This is a genomic window from Aeribacillus sp. SP014, assembly GCF_054055575.1.
The window spans coordinates 3459991-3479680 of the sequence record NZ_JBSRXI010000001.1 but is presented as its reverse complement, the minus strand read 5'-3'; the positions used below and the strand labels follow the sequence as shown (position 1 = coordinate 3479680).

Genomic DNA, 19690 nt, shown 5'->3' with positions numbered 1-19690 from the left:
AAACAGCAAAATTTCATTTAGAAAGAATCTTGATTGAGGCGAAAATGTTCATTTGCTATAATTATCTTTACCCCTAATTTTCACGAAAGGGTGACAGAGAATGTCAAAGGGAGAAGGGAAACTGATTGCCCAAAATAAAAAGGCGCACCACGACTATTTTATTGAAGAAACGTATGAAGCTGGGATCGTCCTCCAGGGAACGGAAATTAAATCGATTCGCGCCGGCCGCGCCAATTTAAAAGATGCGTTCGCAAGAGTGGAAAAAGGGGAAGTTTTTCTTCATAACATGCATATCAGCCCGTATGAGCAGGGAAATCGATACAACCATGAGCCGTTAAGAACGAGAAAGCTTCTTTTGCACCGAAGAGAAATCAATAAGCTGATCGGGGCCACAAAAGAACAGGGTTATTCATTAGTTCCGCTGAAGCTTTACATTAAAAATGGATTTGCGAAAGTGCTTATCGGGCTAGGAAAAGGGAAAAAGAAATACGATAAGCGGGAGGATTTAAAACGAAAAGAAGCGAAAAGAGAAATTGAACGGGCATTTCAACAAAAACAAAAAGGGATCTATTAATGATAACAATAAATGACAATTGAAAAATATATTGTTTTTGTTATAATAATATATGTCGTTGCCAGTTGAATATATTTCTCAAGCACTAGCTCGAATAAAACGGGGACGTTTTGGATTCGACAGGGATAGATCGAGCTTAAGCTGCGAGCCGGAGGGATCGTCTCCGTCATCAACGTCGCCTAAAGATAACTGGCAAACAAAACAACTACGCTTTAGCTGCTTAATGCTAAAGGCTCCTTTCTTCCATCGCCCATGTGGAGGAAAAGGGGTTCAACTTAAGTGGGCTACGCCCGATTCCGCCGTCTGAGGAAGAGGGAAGAGACGAATCAGACTAGCTGTCCGGATGCCTGCCGACAGGCTAAGGAACAGTGAAATGTTAAATATGTCGGATACGCTCGTAGATGCTTAAGTGGCGATATCTCTGGACGTGGGTTCGATTAGGAAATAGTCGCCTTGTGTGGCAACACACAAGTGAAAATCCGGCTTAATCGGTGAAACCTAAGTCGTTTCTGCGATATGGCAACACCGAGCGGTATGTGGAGCAATCCAACAGCCGTGTATCGACTCATAGGCTGCCTTCAAGGTAGTACTAGGATGCGAAATTCTGCCGTACGGCAAATCTAAATTTCGCATAACACGCCGGAGGACCTGTTTAGGTTCAAGATATAGTCAGTGCCATTGCGAAAGCATGGATCAGCACGTCCCACCGTCTCCATTATAGAAAGATGTTTCCCGTGATTTTTATAAAATTAACAATGAAATAAAAGAAATCGGCAAACATGCCGGTTTCTTTTATTTACATGCTCTGCCTAAAGGAAAGGGCTTCAGTTCAAAGCTGAGGCCCTTTTTTTCTTATTATTTTGCAGCTTTCAATACTTTTTGAGCGAGAAAATAGGCTGTTAGCAATAAGCAATGATATAAGCAATGGTATGGAAGAAGGCTCGCCGAACACTACCTCTTGACTAAGACTGCCCGTTTTGGCAGAAAAATCTGGCGTGTAAAAAGCAGTTAAAACAGTACCCGATAGTATTTGAAATACCGTATAGAGCAATAGAAAACGAATGATAAAAACAAAATATTTTTTCAAAAATGATCCCGCATTTTTTGTATTTAAGTATACGATCATTTTCTTTTTTGCCACATCCTTGTTAATTGAATTTATCAATAGAGCTCTTATTGAAAAAAAGCGCACATGCTGTGAAAAGCAAGTGCGCTTTTTGATTAAAAGACAATCGTTTTGTTTCCGTGAACAATGATGCGGTCTTCCAAATGCAATTGTACAGCGCGGGCGAGAACGTCGCGTTCAATCGTTCTTCCGACCCTTTTTAAATCTTCAACATTGTACCGATGGCTGACCTCTTTAACCCCTTGTTCAATAATTGGTCCTTCGTCCAAATCTTCCGTCACATAATGGGAAGTGGCTCCAATAATTTTGACTCCGCGTTCATATGCGCGCTCATACGGTCTTGCACCGACAAATGCAGGCAAGAACGAATGATGGATGTTAATAATTCGATGCCGGTAATGCTTGATGAAATCTGGAGATAAAATTTGCATATAACGGGCGAGAACGACGAAATCAATATTATATTTCTTCAACAGTTCAAGCTGCTGCTTTTCCGCTTCCGGCTTATTGTCTTTATTGACCGGTATGTAATAATACGGAATTCCAAGCGATTCAACTGGTTCACGCAAATCTGGATGGTTGCTGATTACCAAAGGTATTTCGCAAAAAAAATCGCCTGATTGATAACGCCAAAGAAGATCGAGCAGGCAATGATCTTGTTTCGATACGAAAATCGCCATTCGCTTTAATTGGTTCATATATGAAAATTGCCATTTCATTTGCAATTCTTTTCCGATCGGCTCAAAGTCTTTTTCAAGCTCGCCTTTTTTACGTTCTATATCCGGTAATTCAAATTCAACGCGCATAAAAAAAGTGCCGCCTGAAGGATCTGTTGAATATTGATCTGATTGGACGATATTGGCGCCGTGTTCATATAAAACTTTAGAAATTTTTGCAACAATTCCTGGCTGGTCGTTGCATGTAATAAGAAGACGTGCGCGATCTTTATATTGATGTAAAAAAGATTCAAGATTCGTTTGTTTCGTATGTAACATAAACCTTTCCTCCAACCCAAATGTGATCTGTACAAAGGATACTAATAGTTTGCTTTCTTGTCAATTTGAACAAGGAAAAAAATATTTATAAGTATTCAATGTAAGAAAATCTCACAATAAAAATTAAAAAATACGAAAAAAAATTGTATAATAAAGTTAATGGCTGAAAATGTTATAAATTTTAACGTAATAACGTTATAAAAGGAGGTATAACAATGTCAGAATCATATAAGGATAAAAAAGTCATTACGATCGGTATCGTTAGTGAACTAACAGGGCTATCACCAAGAAAAATACGATATTATGAAGAAAGAAAATTAATTTTTCCCGAAAGAACGAAACAAGGAACGAGAAAATATTCCTTTTCAGATATTGAAACATTAATGGAAATTGCAGATAAAATCGAAGACGGCGTTCAAACGTTTGAAATTAGAAAAGAAATGCTGAAAAAAGAAAGAGATAAAATGCTCGAAGATAAGAAAAAAATGATTCAAGGCCAGCTGAATGCACACTTCAAAATAAGAAAACAATAGTTCAGGGCGGTTAAAACCGCTTTTTTTTATGATTTAAAAAAGTTCTTCATTTTTATAAAAAATTATCAGAGTTTTTTTGCTTTTAACAAAATATTAGAGGTATATTTAAAATAGATGATTATTTAAAAAGGAGGAAGAAGAAAATGGACTATCGTATAGAAAGAGATACGCTGGGAGAAGTAAAAGTTCCCAAAGACCGCTACTGGGGTGCACAGACGGAACGGAGCAGAAACAATTTTAAAATCGGTACTGAAACGATGCCGATTGAAGTCATTCGTGCATTTGCCATTTTAAAAAGAGGTGCAGCGATCGTTAATGAAAAATTAGGAAAGCTGCCAAAAGAGAAAAAAGATGCGATCGTTCATGTTTGCGATGAAATTATAGAAGGGAAGCTTGATGAGCATTTCCCGCTCGTAGTATGGCAAACCGGAAGCGGAACGCAGTCGAACATGAATGTCAATGAAGTGATTTCGTTTAAAGGAAATGAATACTTGAAAGAAAATGGGTTTGAATCATTAAAAATTCATCCAAATGATGATGTGAATATGGGACAAAGCTCAAACGACACATTCCCTACAGCAATGCATATTGCTGGTGTCATAGCGATAAAAAACAAGCTGTTGCCGGCAATTGATTTGTTGACAGAGACGCTCGATAAGAAATCTAAGCAGTTTGAGAATCTTGTGAAAATTGGCCGCACCCACTTGCAGGATGCAACACCGCTCACGCTTGGACAGGAAATCAGCGGATGGGTACATATGCTGAGAAAAAGCAGAAAAATGATTGTCGAAGCAATGGATAACTTGAGAGATTTGGCGATCGGCGGAACAGCAGTCGGAACAGGAATTAATACGGATCCTCAGTTTGGACAGCTTGTAGCAGATGAAATAAGCAAGCAAACGAATGAATCATTCCGTTCCTCTGAAAACAAATTCCATGCGCTAACTAGCCATGATGAAATCGTTCATGCACACGGAGCGCTAAAAGCCTTGGCAGCTGATCTTATGAAAATTGCAAATGATGTTAGATGGCTGGCAAGCGGTCCAAGATGCGGAATTGGCGAGATCACGATACCAGCAAATGAGCCCGGAAGCTCCATTATGCCGGGAAAAGTGAATCCGACGCAAAGCGAAGCATTAACGATGGTAGCAGTCCAAGTCATGGGAAATGATGCAGCGATCGGTTTTGCCGCAAGCCAAGGAAATTTTGAATTAAATGTTTTCAAACCGGTTATTATTTATAACTTTTTACAATCGATCCGGCTTTTATCGGATAGTATAATTTCCTTCAACGACCGCTGTGCTGTGGGAATTGAAGCAAACAAAGAAGTGATTGATAAATATGTACAAGACTCGCTCATGCTCGTAACTGCTTTAAATCCTCATATTGGATACGAAAATGCAGCGAAAATTGCAAAGCTTGCATATGAAAAACGATTGACTTTAAAGGAGGCAGCTGTTCAACTGAACCTTCTGTCAGCCGAAGAATTTGACCGCATTGTCCAGCCGGAGAAAATGGTGTAACAGAAAACATTGAATTTTTGCTGGGAGATGAAAATATATACCGATACTCACTACTTGATACGATCCCTCTTGTCTAGATAGAAAGAAAAAAACCTATACTGTCTATGAACTGCACCCCTTAAAGTAGATGTTGAAAAATCCCTATTTGGTCAACACTGCTTTAAGAGGTGATTTTTTATGGCAAGAAAAGGACAAAAGTTCATAAACTATCATTTGAGTTTAAACTCTTAGCAGTTAAAAAATATCTTCGAAGACAGTGCTTCTTTCTTCAGCGTACAGACCTACTGAGTTGTATGGGGAGAGTTCTGTTAAGTGATTTTCTTGACAGTGATTCCTTATACAACTATTCTGTAAGCCGCTGAAGAAGGGGGGTATTTTTTTATACTGTCTATTTGATCGGGATATGATCAATTTGTGCGTCCGGTTTTCTTTTTTATATTCAATGCTGCCAGGTGCAAAACCCAGTATTCTTCCACATGAAAATTTCATGAATCCTACACAAAATATTCACCTTTGCAATGTTGCAATATGTATGTATTAAATTTATTCTTTATTTAATAGTTCTCAATTAATTTTTATTGAAGAAAGGAGATTTATTGTGAAAAAAATCATTATATTGCTTGCCGCCGTTTTCCTTCTTGCAGCTTGCGGTCAAAATGAAACGAAACAAGAGAACAGCGGAGAAAGTACCGAAGTTCATCCGCTCGAAGTCAATTTGAAAGTGCCGGACCATGCGAATATACATGAAAAAATTTCGTTGACTGCTGAAGTGAGCTACGGAGGAGAAGCGGTTGAAGATGCTGATGAAGTAAAATTTGAAATATGGAAAGAAGGAGAAAAAGAAGAAAGTAAAATGATAGAAGCAAAACATGAAAAAGACGGCCAATATACGATTGAACACACATTTGATGAAAATGGAGTTTTTTTTGTTCAATCACACGTTACGGCGAAAAATCAGCATAATATGCCCAAAAAACAAATTGTGATTGGTGAACTACATAAAGGTGGAGCTTCAACGGGCGAAAACGAAGAAACCGCAAATCATACTCATGAACATTCTCAAGAATCTGTAGACATCCAATTGGAGCTGCCGACAAATGTAAAGGCGAATGCGGAAACATTGATTCAAACAAAAATTCAAGCAGAAAACGCTCCGTTGTTAAATGCAAACGTCCGTTATGAAATTTGGAAGGACGGTTCTGAAAAGCATGATTGGGTAGATGCTGCAGGAGACGAGAAAGGTACATATGAAGCGAAATATACATTTTCTTCCTCAGGAACTTATCAAATCCAAGTTCATGTCAACAATGATGAAGGACTACATGAGCATGTCACGAAGAAGGTAACGGTTCAAAAATAAAGAACGGATATTGTTTTTTGTAGGAAAGAATTTAAGAAGGAATTGTTGCATAATTTAGTCTCTAAAAAAGGTGCATAGATATGGAGAAGAAGAACGGAGGAAAGATTCAATTAAGTCCCCCCCAATTGCTTGTTGTTGTGTTTCTATTCTCAATTGTCATTGGAACATTTTTTTTAAAGCTGCCATTTTCGACAAAGGAACCGATAAGCTGGATTGATGCTCTTTTTACAGCCACCAGTGCAATGACAGTCACCGGTCTCGTTACCGTTGATCCAGGCACAGTTTTTACACCATTTGGCCAACTTGTGATTGCTTTTCTTATACAGATAGGCGGTTTAGGGATCATGTCCTTTGCAGTGCTAATTATTATGGTGCTTGGGAAAAAAATCGGCATAAAAGAGCGTATTCTTATACAGTATCAATTGAACCAAACGTCAATTGGCGGAGTAATAAGGCTTGTAAAATATTTGTTTATTTTTTCATTTTTAATTGAATTTGTTGCGATGCTTATTCTATCGATAAAATGGGTTCCGCAATTTGGCTGGGAAAAAGGATTATTTTACAGCTTTTTTCATGCCATTTCTGCTTATAACAATGCTGGATTTGCCTTATGGAAGGATAACTTAATGCAATTTGTTGGGGATCCGGTGGTCATTTTAGTAATATCGTTTTTATTTATTTTAGGAGGTATCGGTTTTCCAGTATTAGTGGACATTTGGACAAAAAAATCTTTTAAAAAATTATCTTTGCACACGAAGATCATGATCATCGGAACGCTCATTGTCAACGCGGCAGCGACAGTATTTATTTTATTAATTGAATTTCACAATCCGAAAACATTGGAGCCTTTGACATGGGGAGAAAAAATTTTAGCCGCCTATTTTCAGGCGGTGTCACCTCGTACAGCAGGATTTAACTCGATCGACATAGGCGCCATGGAAGATTCGTCGTTATTTTTCATTTCTCTCCTCATGTTCATTGGAGCCGGAAGCGCCTCTACGGGCGGGGGAATTAAATTATCGACAGCGATTGTGATCATTTTTTCCGTTCTCGCTTTTTTAAAAGGGAGGACAGAAATTAATTTGTTGAAGCGTTCGATTGGAGCAAGCACTGTTATAAGGGCTCTGGCAGTTACAATGTCAAGTATCGTATTTATTATTGTAGCTGTTTTAATTTTAAATATTACGGAAAGACAGCCGTTTTTGCATATCTTATTTGAAGTTGTTTCCGCCTTCGGAACGACAGGCTTATCGGCAGGAATAACCGGTTCATTGACGTTTATCGGAAAAATCATCATTATTTTTATGATGTTCTTAGGAAAGGTCGGCTCTCTCACGTTGCTTTTTATATTATCGTCAAAAGAACAACAAAAGATTCGTTACCCAAGCGAAGATGTTCTTACAGGATGACAAAGGGTGTTTGTGCAAGCTTTGCAGAAATAGATATTCCTTGATGGAATATATAGATACAACCGAGGCAGTATTTTGAAACTACAGAGTTTTGAGGGAGTTCATAAAACTGGAGGCTAAAATTTAAAATGAGGAATTGATTCAAAAGCTTCTTTTTAAATTTAGAACGTTCTATGTTACATGAAATAGGTTAATCGTTTTAAGCCAGAAGAGACGAATGACAAAGAATGTTAAACGAAATGATTGTGGATACGAAAATTAATTCCGTTTACGAATGAATTAAGATTGGTCCATTGCATCTCACTCTAACATCATGATCTTATAACCCAAGATAAAGCGAAAATGCAGTTAAACGAAACAAAAATGCCATAAAAGCTGAACAACCTTACTCCAATGAAAATTGAAGTAAGGTTGCTTTGGCTTTATTCATATTGCTGATTTTCAAGGTAAGAAAAAATTATCTTTTCGACCATCTCAATTTTATTGAGTTAACAATTTTTCTAAGTCGTCCAGCATATGGTTTGCAGCAAGCACACCGCCGGCTGTGTTCCAAATAGCGTCGTCAACTTTGTAAGCTTTTCCGTTTTTAACAGCATTTAAGTTTTTCCAAAGTGGATCGTTTGTCCACTCTTTTTCTGCTTGCAAAGCTTCTTTATCTCCTTGCGGTGCATAGGTGAAATAGAAGATGATGTCACCGTCCATTTCCGGAATTTGTTCTTTTCCGACTTCAACTGCTAAATCTCCTAATTTATTTGCATCTGTAAACAATTTTTCTTGCTGAGCAGGACGTTTAAATCCAATTTGATCGAAAATCACACCAGAAAATGAATCTTTCCAATATATTCTCGTTACACCAGCCATGAAACGAACAACTGAAACTTCTTGATTCACTTGATCTCCTAATTTTTGTTTTACTTCTTCTACATGATTATTAAAATCATCTAATACTTTCTGTCCTTCTTCTTCACGATTGATGGCTTTTGCATATAGCTTAAAGTTTTCCTGCCAGTCGCCTCTTAATGTTTCCGAAAAAACTGTTGGCGCTATTTGATTGAGCTTGTCGTAGATTGCTTCTTGGCGAAGCTTATTGCCTATAATCAAGTCAGGCTGAAGAGCTGCAATTTTTTCAACATTGACTTCACTTTCTGTACCAACGACTTCAACGTCTTTCATTTCATCTTTAATATGATCGTACCAAGGATCGCCAAGCCAAGATTGAACGGCTCCGACTGGTTTTAATCCCATTGCTAAAAGTGCTTCAGTTCCTTCATTCGTTAATACGACGACACGTTCAGGTTTTTTTGGAATTTCAGCTGTTCCCATTGCATGCTCAACTTTGTATGATTGACTTTCAGTTGAGCTTTCTTTATTTTCTTTTGAAGCTTCTTTACTGTCCCCGTTGCCGCAAGCAGCAATTACTGCCAGCATGAGTATGGCAACGATGGAAAATAACAACTTTGATGTTTTTTTCATTATGTACCCCCCTAAAATGTAGTTGAAAATGATTTTCAATTCCTTAATAATAGTAATCAGTGAGAAATAAAAAGTCAATAATTAATTGAAAATGATTTTCACATTCAAAATGATTTGGTACAATTGGTTCAGAAGTTCGACTTGTTAGGAGAGACGTGAAGTTGTCATTATCTAGTAATCGTAAAGCAATCTTACTTTTTCTTTCCTTTTTGCTTCTATTATTCAGCATGTGTGCAAGTATTGTATATGGATATACGGATACAAGCTGGAAGATGGCATGGGATGCTTTTTTTCATTTTAATGGTTCCAATGAACATATTATTATACAAAATGTTCGACTTCCTCGATCCGTAATAGCGAGTGTAGTCGGCGCTTGTCTTGCTTTATCCGGTGCATTGATGCAAGCTATTACGAAAAATCCTCTTGCATCGCCAAGCGTTTTTGGCATCAATGCCGGTGCAGGATTTTTTATTGTTCTAGCTTTTTCCTTATTTTCTGTAAACAGCTTACAAGCGTTTACTTGGATTGCTTTTGCAGGCGCAGCTTTTGCTGCCATGCTTGTGTACATGATCAGCTCATTGGGCAGTGATGGATTGACGCCTGTAAAGCTTACTTTGGCAGGAGCGGCCGTTGCGGCACTTTTTTCTTCCCTTACGCAAGGTTTGTTAGTTTTAAATGAAGCAGCGTTGGATCAAGTATTATTTTGGCTTGCAGGATCTGTGCAAGGCCGCAAAATGGAGGTAATGACAGCTGTTCTTCCATATATTTTGATTGGATTAGTTATTTGTACAATTATCGCCTCTAAATTAAACGTCTTAGTAATGGGAGAAGAAGTGGCGAAAAGTTTAGGACTAAAAGTAGGAACAGTGAAGTTTTTTGCAGCCTGTGCTGTCATATTTTTTGCGGGCGGTGCAGTTGCGGCGGCTGGTCCTATTGCATTCATCGGCGTAGTCGTGCCCCATATTGCAAAGTATGTGGCCGGAAATGATTACAGATGGATTTTGCCGTTCTGTGCAGTATTTGGTGGGATTTTGCTAGTTGCAGCAGATATTGGCGCCCGTTTCATTGTCATGCCTGAAGAAGTCCCTGTAGGGGTCATGACGGCGATAATTGGAACCCCATTTTTTGTTTATATTGCAAGGAAGGGGGTTCGTGCATCATGAAAAAATATGTTTCGCTTCGGATCGGAAATGTCATTTCATTTTTAATTGATAAAAAAGCCTTTTTACTTACGTTCGTTTTCTTTCTTGCGGCGTTTTTCGTAATCCTTGTCAGTGCAAGTGTAGGCGAAGTGATGATCAGCCCTGTCCAAGTTTTTCAAACAATTTTTGGAATAGGGGATGGAACGAACGAGCTTGTTATTAAACAATTTAGGCTTCCGAGAATTCTTATTTCCCTTTTGGTCGGCATGTGTTTGGCTGTTGCGGGCGGAATTTTGCAAAATTTAGTTCGGAACCCTTTAGCATCCCCTGACATTATCGGAATTACCGGCGGTGCTTCGGCAGCGGTTGTACTATTTTTAATGCTGTTTTCCGATAAGAATCATTCTTTAACTGTAAGCATTCATTGGATGCCTTTGGCAGCTTTCATAGGAGCAGCCGTTACAGGCATTTGTGTTTATTTATTGTCGTGGAAAAACGGTGTGACTGCCATCAGGCTTGTGTTGGTCGGCATTGGAATCTCCTTTTTAACTAAAGCATTAACGACTTTGTTAATGATAAAAGGGCCTATTTACCAAGCATCCCAAGCAAATATTTGGATAACCGGCTCAGTTTATGCAGCAAACTGGTCTCAAGTAAAGATTTTGTTTCCAGCAACTATCATTCTTCTCTTGATAACGGTTGTTACTGTAAGAACGATCAATATTCAAAGTTTTGGCGATGAGATCGCAATCGGTATGGGAAACCGGGTACAATTAACCCGCTTTTTCCTCTTATTTCTAGGAACCGCTTTGACTGCTGTTGCTGTCGCTTTTGGAGGAGGGATAGGGTTTGTAGGTCTTATTGCTCCTCACATTGCAAGAAAGCTTGTCGGTTCAAGCTTTGGTTTGATGCTGCCGATTTCAGCCTTTGTCGGGGCACTCATTGTTATGCTTTCTGATTTATTGGGAAAAACAATCTTTTTGCCGCATGAAATTCCAGCTGGTGTGTTTACTTCAGCGATCGGGGCTCCTTATTTTATTTACTTGTTAATGAAGCACAGAAATATTTAGGAGGTGATGGCATGCATAGATTGTATACTCATGAGTTAACTTTTGCTTATGGACAGAATATGATTATTGAAGATCTTAATCTTACTATTCCAACGGGAGAAATTACTGTATTAATTGGAAGCAACGGTTGCGGAAAGTCGACCTTATTAAAATCTTTGGCAAGAATTTTAAAGCCAGCAGGCGGTTCAGTACTCTTGGAAGGAAAGGACATTGCCGAGCTACCGACAAAGGAAGTGGCAAAAAAACTGGCTATACTTCCGCAAGGGCCTGAAGCCCCAGAAGGATTAACTGTTTTGCAGCTTGTCAAACAAGGACGGTATCCTTATCAAAATTGGCTGAACCAATGGTCCAAGGAAGATGAAGAATTAGTTTTTCGAGCGCTTGAAGCAACTAGAATGAGTGAATTGGCAGAACGAACAGTGGACTCTTTATCAGGAGGACAAAAACAGCGTGCATGGATCGCCATGACTTTGGCGCAAAATACAGATATTATTCTTTTCGACGAGCCAACAACTTATTTAGATATAACACATCAAATTGAAATACTAGATTTATTATTTGAATTGAATATGAAAGAGAAAAGAACGATCATCATGGTTCTTCACGATTTAAATTTAGCCTGCCGTTATGCTCATCATATCGTCGTATTAAAGGATAAAAACATTTATAAACAAGGAAAACCGGAAGATGTAATGAATGTACAACTGGTCAAAGATGTTTTTGAAATGGATTGCAAAATTATTCGCGATCCGATTTTTGGAACACCGCTATGTATTCCGTTCGGAAAAGGGAGAAATATTAATAAAGTAGGGATGCAGGCATGGGAAAGTTGACGTTCGATGAAATAAAGGTGCTGTCAAAATTTCGATATTCAGAAGCAAAACGTGCAACCGATTCATCAATTGACATGGAGGAACTGCTAAAACCGGAAAAACTGCAGCTGTTTTTAAAAAATATTCAGCCTAAATTTAATGCACCTCTTTATGTAGCCGGGTCAATGTTTATTAAAAGATATGCTTTTTTAGCCGCTTTAGCTCTTTATACCATGACAATGTTTGATAAAGCTTTAAAAGTGGATATAAAAAATCTTGTCCTGATCACTGATGACGAAGATCCGCTTTGGCTGCCGGGCTTTTATTTCAAATCGAACGAAGTCACAATCGCTCCCCAAGAAAGAAAAAAATGGCGGGATGAAATGTTAACCTTATTATTTAAAGAAAACATCACCCGTCTTTTACAGGTTGTCTCAACAGAGGCAAAAATTTCAAAATGGATTCTTTGGGAAAATGTTGCGATCTATATATTTTGGATGTATGAAACATTGCTCAATGAAAAGCAGCATGAAGATAAACATGAAAAAATAAAAGAAGATTTTATTTATTGCGTGAAGGAAGCAAAAGGTGAATTGTTTGGGGATTTTAATCGGAACCCTTTAAAAAAATTTTTTGGTCCTAAGACATATTCTGATCAATATGATGATTATATTCGAAAAAGAAAAACATGCTGCCTGTTTTATTTGACAGACGATGAAGGGAAAAAATGCAGAACATGCCCGAATGTTAGTGAATGTACAATAAAAAAGTAATTGGAGAGATTAAAAATGGATAACCAGTTTCAAGCTCAGATTGATGCGCTTGTTGAAAAGTATACCGAACTCTTGCTTGGAAAATCGTCTCCTGAATTAAAAGAAAAAGTGAAAATTTGGGTGTTGTATACGTACATGGCAAAATCGATGCCGCCGCTAGTGAAACATTGGAATGAAAAATTTCCAGAAGCAAAAGAACAAATGAAAGCTATTATTAATGAAATAAAAGAATTAAATGAACAGCATAGAAATAATAAAAAACGTTGATCTAAATTTGAAGTTGTCCTCCTTATAAGCAGCAGGAGGATTTTTTATGCGGACAGAATAGTATCATTCAAAATAACTTTAAGGTTTCATAGCATTGACGTTGGACGAAACAATGGAATGCTGATAAAGGTTAAAATTTTTTTGTGCTAAAGCAAAATGCTTCTTACTTTAAAAACAGCAGATAAATAGTTATCATATAGAACGGAATGAGCATTCGATCGCCTATTCAGTAATCGATTGGGAATAACATTTCAACCCGTAAAGAAATAAAACCTTACTCCGCTTGTTTACCGGAATAAGGCTGCTTTAACTCTTTATTTGCTGTCTGCTCGAATGGGGTCAGACACTTTTAAGTTCATTTTTATTGAATGTTTTGATTGTAAGGAGATTGCTGCTGCAAATAATTAGCATATTGCTGATAGCTTTGTTGTATTTTTTGGTTGTCGCACGCCTCAAGGGAATACCATCCATTTTTAAACATGACATTAAATAACTGCCGCTGGCATTTTTGCGTTTCGTCGCAAATCATTTGAATATTTTCGTATAAAACGGTGTGGCTAAGCTCATTCAAAGCTGTGCTATAACCTTGTGTCATATATTTTTCAGTTGCAAGCAAGTCATTTATAAAGTCGCGGTCGTTCATTTGCGGGCTTTTTTGAACTGTTGTTTCCGGATTGCTGATTTTCGTGTTGTTTGATTGCTGGGCTTGCATAATAAATCTCCTTTCTACTGCATTTGTGGATTGCCATTTAATTGATTTAATATCTGCTGATAGTGGCGATGATGCATTTCTCCTACCTTTTCCAACTCAGCTTTAATTTCAGGAATTTGGCATTGTGAAGCAAAAAAATGTGCTTTTTTCATCGCAATTAAATTCCATGACATCATATCTGTTAAATATAGTTGATCTTTTACAGAAATAATTTGCGGCGGTTCGTTATAAACTTGATTTTGCTGCATATTTTGCATATTGGTTGGCATTTGATTCATCATAAAAGCCCCCTTTTTCAAAAATGTACAAATTTAATATCCCACAATTTTTAAAGAGTTATGCAAAAATTTTTTAACAGGAATATTGAACAAAAATTTTAAATATTTTATACTTTAGTAAAACAGAAAAAAATGAATGAATGTTCATTCAAATGAAAGGGGATTTGAAATTGTGCGTCAAATAAAAAAAGCTGCAGTACTCGGATCAGGAGTGATGGGATCCCAAATTGCAGCACATTTAGCGAATGTCGGGATTCATGTATTACTCCTGGATATTGTACCGACAGAACTAACGGCAGAAGAAAAACAGCAAGGATTGACGCTGAAAGATCCAATCGTTCGAAACCGTTATGCTCAAAAGGCCGTGCAAAGACTGCAGAAGCAGACCCCTGCTCCATTGACTGCAAAAGAAAATATAGAGCGAATTGAGATCGGGAATTTTGATGATGACATTGAGAAAATTGCTGAAGCTGATTGGGTGATTGAAGCAGTTGTGGAAAGGCTCGATATTAAACAGAAAGTTTTTGAAAAAGTGGACAAATGGCGGCGGCCAGGCAGCATTATCAGCACAAACACATCTGGAGTTTCCGTTCATTCGATGTCAGAAAACCGCTCAGAAGATTTCCGCAAACATTTTTTAGGCACTCACTTTTTTAACCCGCCACGCTATTTGAAGCTGCTCGAAATTATTCCAACAAAAGATACTGACGAACAAGTTGTAGCATTTATGAAGAGATTTGGTGAAGATGTTCTTGGCAAAGGGGTTGTTTGCGCAAAGGATACACCGAATTTCATTGCCAACCGCATTGGAACATATGGTTTTCTTGTAACCGTACGTGAAATGCTGAAAGGGAATTATTCTGTCGGAGAAGTTGATTCCGTGACAGGACCTTTGATCGGCAGACCAAAAAGCGCCACATTCCACACACTTGATGTAGTCGGTTTAGACACGTTTTTTCATGTCGTAAACAACGTATATGAAAGAGTGGATGGCGAAGAAAAAGAAATTTTTCGTGTCCCGGATTTTATGAAGAAAATGCATGAAAACGGCTGGATTGGATCAAAAGCCGGGCAAGGATTCTACAAAAAAACAGGCAAAGAAATTTTAGAATTAAATGTAAATACGATGGAATATGAAAATAGAAAAAAACTTCGTGCCGATTCTATCGAAATAGCGAGACGTGAAAAAGGCACCGGGGAGAAGTTAAAAGCAGTTGTTTATTCGAACGACCGTGCAGGCACTCTTATTTGGAAAATTCTTATTCCAACGCTTCTTTATTCCGCAGAACAGCTGGACAGCATTGCCGAAACGATCGTTGACATTGACCAAGCGATGAAGTGGGGATTTGGCTGGGAGCTTGGACCGTTTGAAATGTGGGATGCAATCGGGATAAAACGATCGGTTGAAACCATTGAACAGCAGGGCGGAACAGTGCCAGCATGGGTCAAGCAAATGCTGAAGGATGGAAATGAAACGTTTTATAAGCAAAGCGAAGGCGCCACTTATTTTTATCATCGGGGCGAGTACAGACTGCTGCAAACAAATATGAAACAAATTCATGTGCAATCGTTGAAAAATGGAAAATCAATCATTAAAGAAAATAACGGGGCAAGCTTAATCGATATCGGCGATGATATCGCACTGCTCGAGTTTCATTCGAAAAACAATGCGATCGGCTATGATATTGTGCAAATGATCGATTTTGCCATCGACGAAGTTGATAAAAATTATAAAGGGCTAGTCATCGGCAATGAAGGAAAACACTTTTGTGTAGGCGCAAACCTTGCGTTTATGTTAATGGAGGCGCAGGATGAAAATTATTTTGAAATTGAGCTGATGATAAGAAAGTTCCAGCAAGCGATGATGAAAATTAAATATAGTCCGAAGCCGGTTGTAGCGGCCCCTTTTCATATGACATTGGGAGGCGGCGCGGAAGTATGTTTGCCTGCCTCAAGCATTCAAGCAGCTATGGAAACTTACATTGGCCTAGTTGAAACAGGTGTTGGACTGATCCCGGGCGGGGGAGGAAACAAAGAACTGTATATAAAAATTCTTGACCAAATCGGCAATGATATTGAAATTGATTTGCAAAAGGTCGCAAATAAAACATTTGAAACGATCGCCATGGCTAAGGTGTCCAAATCCGCACAGGAAGCGCAGCAAAACGGGTTTCTTCAACCGACAGACGCCATAACCATCAATAAAGATCACCTGCTGTATGATGCGAAGCAAAAAGCGCTGTTTTTATATGAAAGCGGATACCGTCCTCCTGTCCGCAAAAAAATTCCGGTAGTTGGCGAGACCGGATATGCCGCCATGATATTAGGGGCACAAAATCTTTATTTATCGGGATACGCTTCGGAGCACGATGTAAAGATTGCTAAAAAATTAGCCTATGTGATTGCGGGAGGCAAGCTTCCATACAGGACAAAGGTAGATGAACAATATTTGCTCGATTTGGAACGGGAAGCATTTTTAAGTTTAATAGGTGAACCGAAAACACAAGCCAGGATGCAGCACATGCTGTTAAAAGGAAAACCGCTGCGCAACTGACAGAAAGGAGTTAGAAAAATGAGGGAAGCTGTCATTGTCGCTGGTGCTAGGACACCGGTTGGAAAAGCAAAAAAAGGGGCATTAGCCAACATACGACCGGATGATTTAGGAGCATTAGTAGTAAAGGAAACATTGAAGCGGGCCGGAAGCTATGACGGACATATTGATGATGTCATTATTGGCTGTGCTATGCCTGAGGCAGAACAAGGCTTAAACATTGCAAGAAATATCGCGGCGCTGGCAGGGCTCCCCTATACAGTGCCGGGAATAACCATTAACAGGTTTTGTTCTTCAGGGCTGCAGGCGATTGCTTATGCAGCTGAACGGATCATGCTTGGGCATGCGGAAGTCATTATCGCAGGAGGAACAGAATCAATGAGTCTTGTTCCAATGACTGGAAATGTATTGCGGCCAAATGCAAAGCTAGCCGAGGAAGCGCCTGAATATTACATGAGCATGGGACATACAGCCGAGCAGGTTGCACAAAAATACAATATCAGTCGAGAGGAACAAGATGAATTTGCTGTGCGGAGCCACCAAAAAGCAGCTTTAGCAATTCAAAACGAAGCATTTGCTGAAGAAATCGTTCCTGTAGAAACCACGATCCGAACAGTTGATGCTAATAACAAGCTGCAGGAGAAAAAGACAATATTTCGCCAAGATGAAGGGGTTCGACCAGAAACAACAAAAGAGGTTCTTTCATCTTTAAAACCGGTATTTGCAGTAAACGGATCTGTAACGGCGGGAAATTCTTCGCAAATGAGCGACGGAGCGGCTGCCGTTATGGTAATGGATCGAAAAAAAGCGGAAGAGCTTCAGCTAAAGCCGCTGGCCAAATTTCGTTCTTTTGCTGTAGGAGGAGTGCCGCCTGAAGTGATGGGAATAGGTCCTGTCGTAGCGGTGCCAAAAGCGCTTGAATTAGCGGGTCTTGAACTTTCCGATATTGGACTCATTGAATTAAACGAAGCATTTGCTTCACAAGCGATTCAAGTAATTAGAGAACTCAAATTAGACGAAGAGAAAGTAAACGTAAACGGAGGTGCCATAGCTCTTGGACATCCTCTTGGATGTACAGGTGCAAAATTGACATTAACTCTTATCCACGAAATGAGAAGAAGAAATGAACAATTTGGATTGGTGACGATGTGTATCGGCGGCGGAATGGGTGCAGCGGGAGTTTTCGAGCTTCTATAAAAAACCAAAAGGTTAGGTTTTCTAAACATGATGGAAAATGACATGGAGTCTTCGAACTTATTTATGAATCCAAAAGGGGGAATATTGGGTGGCAAACAAAACAGAGGCCTATATAAAGGGCGGAAGCTTCATCATGGAAGAAATTCCTTTTGATCGGATCTTCACGCCGGAAGACTGTACAGAAGAACATAAAATGATTGCGAAAACAGCTGAAGATTTTGTCCTGAACGAGGTTGTTCCTTTTATTGACCGTCTTGAAAACCATGAATTTGATATTTCGGTGAAATTGCTGAAGCAAGCTGGCGAACTTGGTCTGCTCGCAGCAGATATTCCAGAAGAATATTCCGGACTAGGTCTTGATAAAGTAAGCTCTGCTCTTATTGCAGAACAATTTTCCCGCGCAGGGGGCTTCTCAATTACATTTGGAGCCCATGTAGGCATTGGCTCGCTTCCAATTGTATTGTTTGGAAATGAAGAACAGAAGAAAAAATATTTGCCCAGCCTTGCAGTCGGTGAAAAAATCGCTGCATATGCATTAACGGAACCAGGATCAGGATCAGATGCTCTTGGTGCAAAAACTACAGCGAAGCTAAATGAGGCAGGAACACATTATATTTTAAACGGAGAAAAACAATGGATCACAAATTCAGCTTTTGCAGATGTTTTTATCGTGTATGCAAAGGTGGACGGCAAACATTTCACAGCATTTATTGTTGAAAGAGATTTTCCGGGTGTTTCAACAGGTCCTGAGGAAAAGAAAATGGGGATCAAAAGCTCTTCAACAAGGACATTGATCTTAGACAACGTTTTAGTGCCAAAAGAAAATGTTTTAGGGGAAATCGGCAAAGGGCATAAAATTGCCTTCAATATTTTAAATATCGGACGATACAAATTAGCCGTCGGGGCAATCGGAGCCTGCAAGCGCATCATCGAATTGTCGGTCAAATATGCGGTGCAAAGGAAACAATTTGGACGGCCGATAGCCCAATTTCCGTTAATCCAAGAAAAGTTGGCCAATATGGCGCTGAAGCTTTATGCAATGGAAAGCTCAGTCTATCGAACGGTTGGATTGTTTGATGACCGGATGAGTTATTTAACACCTGAAGAGCAAAAGGATGGAAATGCTGTTGCCCAATCAATTGCTGAATATGCGATCGAATGCTCATTAAACAAAGTATTCGGTTCTGAAACGCTTGATTATATAGCGGATGAAGGAGTTCAAATTCATGGCGGATACGGATACATGGCGGAATATGAAGTGGAAAGGGCCTATCGCGACTCCAGAATTAACCGCATTTTTGAAGGAACGAATGAAATCAACCGCTTGCTTGTTCCGGGAATGTTTTTGAAAAAAAGCAATGAAAGGGGAGCTACCTCTTCTTCAAAAAGCACAAAGCCTTCAAAAAGAACTGTTGACATGGATGCCGGAAGAAATCGGCGATGGCGTATTGGAGCAAGAAAAATATTTGTTGAAACAAGCGAAAAGAGTGACGCTTTTGCTGGCAGGTGCTGCAGCTCAAAAATTTGGCCAATCCTTGCAGCAGGAACAAGAGATTCTTGCAAATATCGCGGATGCGGTAAATAACGTTTATGCGATGGAATCCGCTATTTTGCGCACAGAAAAGGCCATTGTGAACTCAGGAGAAGAAAAGAATAAACAGAAGCTTCTTTATACACAAGTGTTTGTGCAAGAAGCGTTTCAGGAATTAGAGGCGAATGCAAAAGAAACGATTGTTGCGATCGAGGAAGGAGACGACTTGCGGATTCTTCTCTCTGCTCTAAAAAAATTGATGCGACAAATCCCTGTAAATGTCATTAAGAAAAAACGCCAAATTGCAGCTAGAGTGATTGAAGAGGAAAAATATATAGTATAACTGCGGGACTTAGGGGTGTCT

General features: G+C 39.0%; 16 protein-coding genes, 1 other RNA gene and 1 pseudogene. 14 read left to right on the top strand and 4 right to left on the bottom strand.

What is annotated here, in order from left to right; translation table 11 throughout:
• Nucleotides 1-100 precede the first annotated feature (100 nt).
• Nucleotides 101-574, top strand: coding sequence for an SsrA-binding protein SmpB (gene smpB / locus ACVIJU_RS17155; RefSeq protein ID WP_063386953.1), 474 nt, complete (start codon nt 101-103; stop codon nt 572-574).
• A gap of 109 nt (nt 575-683) precedes the next feature.
• Nucleotides 684-1014: a transfer-messenger RNA gene (gene ssrA, locus ACVIJU_RS17150) on the top strand.
• A 781-nt stretch (nt 1015-1795) separates the two neighbouring features.
• Here ssrA and purU read toward each other — a convergent pair.
• Entirely contained in the window at nt 1796-2695 is a 900-nt protein-coding gene (purU, locus tag ACVIJU_RS17145; RefSeq protein WP_063386952.1) for a formyltetrahydrofolate deformylase, read from the bottom strand.
• Nucleotides 2696-2910: 215 nt separating this feature from the next.
• On the opposite strand from purU, the gene ACVIJU_RS17140 reads away from it, so the two are divergent.
• The 4 genes from ACVIJU_RS17140 to ACVIJU_RS17125 all read left to right on the top strand — a co-directional run bounded on the left by ACVIJU_RS17140 (nt 2911) and on the right by ACVIJU_RS17125 (nt 7520).
• Nucleotides 2911-3228, top strand: a complete 318-nt coding sequence (locus ACVIJU_RS17140) for a MerR family transcriptional regulator (protein WP_063386951.1) — start codon at nt 2911-2913, stop codon at nt 3226-3228.
• A 143-nt stretch (nt 3229-3371) separates the two neighbouring features.
• Nucleotides 3372-4751 (top strand): class II fumarate hydratase, encoded by a 1380-nt coding sequence (gene fumC, locus ACVIJU_RS17135; protein ID WP_130156803.1) that lies wholly within the window; start codon nt 3372-3374, stop codon nt 4749-4751.
• Nucleotides 4752-5349: 598 nt separating this feature from the next.
• Nucleotides 5350-6111, top strand: a complete 762-nt coding sequence (locus ACVIJU_RS17130) for a FixH family protein (protein ID WP_340789774.1) — start codon at nt 5350-5352, stop codon at nt 6109-6111.
• Between the two features lie 80 nt (nt 6112-6191).
• Complete coding sequence (locus ACVIJU_RS17125; protein WP_340789775.1) at nt 6192-7520, top strand: TrkH family potassium uptake protein; 1329 nt, start codon at nt 6192-6194, stop codon at nt 7518-7520.
• 480 nt (nt 7521-8000) lie between these two features.
• Here the strand turns inward: ACVIJU_RS17125 and ACVIJU_RS17120 are convergent, their stop codons facing one another.
• Nucleotides 8001-8993: an ABC transporter substrate-binding protein gene (locus ACVIJU_RS17120; RefSeq protein ID WP_339212232.1), complete on the bottom strand. Its 993-nt coding sequence runs from the start codon at nt 8991-8993 to the stop codon at nt 8001-8003.
• 161 nt (nt 8994-9154) lie between these two features.
• Between ACVIJU_RS17120 and ACVIJU_RS17115 the strand changes: the two genes are divergently transcribed.
• The 5 genes from ACVIJU_RS17115 to ACVIJU_RS17095 are packed head-to-tail and all read left to right on the top strand — an operon-like array spanning nt 9155 to nt 13057.
• Nucleotides 9155-10156, top strand: coding sequence for a FecCD family ABC transporter permease (locus ACVIJU_RS17115; protein WP_339212233.1), 1002 nt, complete (start codon nt 9155-9157; stop codon nt 10154-10156).
• The gene (locus ACVIJU_RS17110; protein WP_066249179.1) at nt 10153-11205 is read left to right on the top strand and encodes a FecCD family ABC transporter permease; all 1053 of its coding nucleotides are present in this window, start codon (nt 10153-10155) and stop codon (nt 11203-11205) included. Before ACVIJU_RS17115 ends, ACVIJU_RS17110 begins: the two co-directional genes overlap by 4 nt.
• Before the next feature lie 11 nt (nt 11206-11216).
• A complete protein-coding gene (locus tag ACVIJU_RS17105; RefSeq protein ID WP_063386944.1) occupies nt 11217-12038 on the top strand; it encodes an ABC transporter ATP-binding protein in 822 nt (273 codons plus the stop codon).
• A complete protein-coding gene (locus tag ACVIJU_RS17100) occupies nt 12026-12790 on the top strand; it encodes an IucA/IucC family C-terminal-domain containing protein (protein WP_082829501.1) in 765 nt (254 codons plus the stop codon). Before ACVIJU_RS17105 ends, ACVIJU_RS17100 begins: the two co-directional genes overlap by 13 nt.
• Before the next feature lie 15 nt (nt 12791-12805).
• On the top strand, nt 12806-13057 hold the full coding sequence (locus ACVIJU_RS17095) for a DUF2573 family protein (protein ID WP_063386943.1): 252 nt from the start codon (nt 12806-12808) through the stop codon (nt 13055-13057).
• A 361-nt stretch (nt 13058-13418) separates the two neighbouring features.
• Here the strand turns inward: ACVIJU_RS17095 and ACVIJU_RS17090 are convergent, their stop codons facing one another.
• Entirely contained in the window at nt 13419-13769 is a 351-nt protein-coding gene (locus tag ACVIJU_RS17090; RefSeq protein WP_063386942.1) for a spore coat protein, read from the bottom strand.
• A 14-nt stretch (nt 13770-13783) separates the two neighbouring features.
• On the bottom strand, nt 13784-14047 hold the full coding sequence (locus tag ACVIJU_RS17085; protein ID WP_198318588.1) for a hypothetical protein: 264 nt from the start codon (nt 14045-14047) through the stop codon (nt 13784-13786).
• Nucleotides 14048-14219: 172 nt separating this feature from the next.
• Here ACVIJU_RS17085 and ACVIJU_RS17080 point away from each other — a divergent pair, with 172 nt between their 5' ends.
• The 3 genes and pseudogenes from ACVIJU_RS17080 to ACVIJU_RS17070 all read left to right on the top strand — a co-directional run bounded on the left by ACVIJU_RS17080 (nt 14220) and on the right by ACVIJU_RS17070 (nt 19669).
• Entirely contained in the window at nt 14220-16601 is a 2382-nt protein-coding gene (locus tag ACVIJU_RS17080) for a 3-hydroxyacyl-CoA dehydrogenase/enoyl-CoA hydratase family protein (RefSeq protein ID WP_205419943.1), read from the top strand.
• An 18-nt stretch (nt 16602-16619) separates the two neighbouring features.
• Nucleotides 16620-17795 carry an acetyl-CoA C-acetyltransferase gene (locus ACVIJU_RS17075; protein ID WP_327862666.1) on the top strand — a complete coding sequence of 392 codons (1176 nt, stop codon included), beginning with the start codon at nt 16620-16622 and terminating at the stop codon, nt 17793-17795.
• 133 nt (nt 17796-17928) lie between these two features.
• A pseudogene (locus ACVIJU_RS17070) lies at nt 17929-19669 on the top strand (acyl-CoA dehydrogenase family protein).
• Nucleotides 19670-19690: the final 21 nt, after the last annotated feature.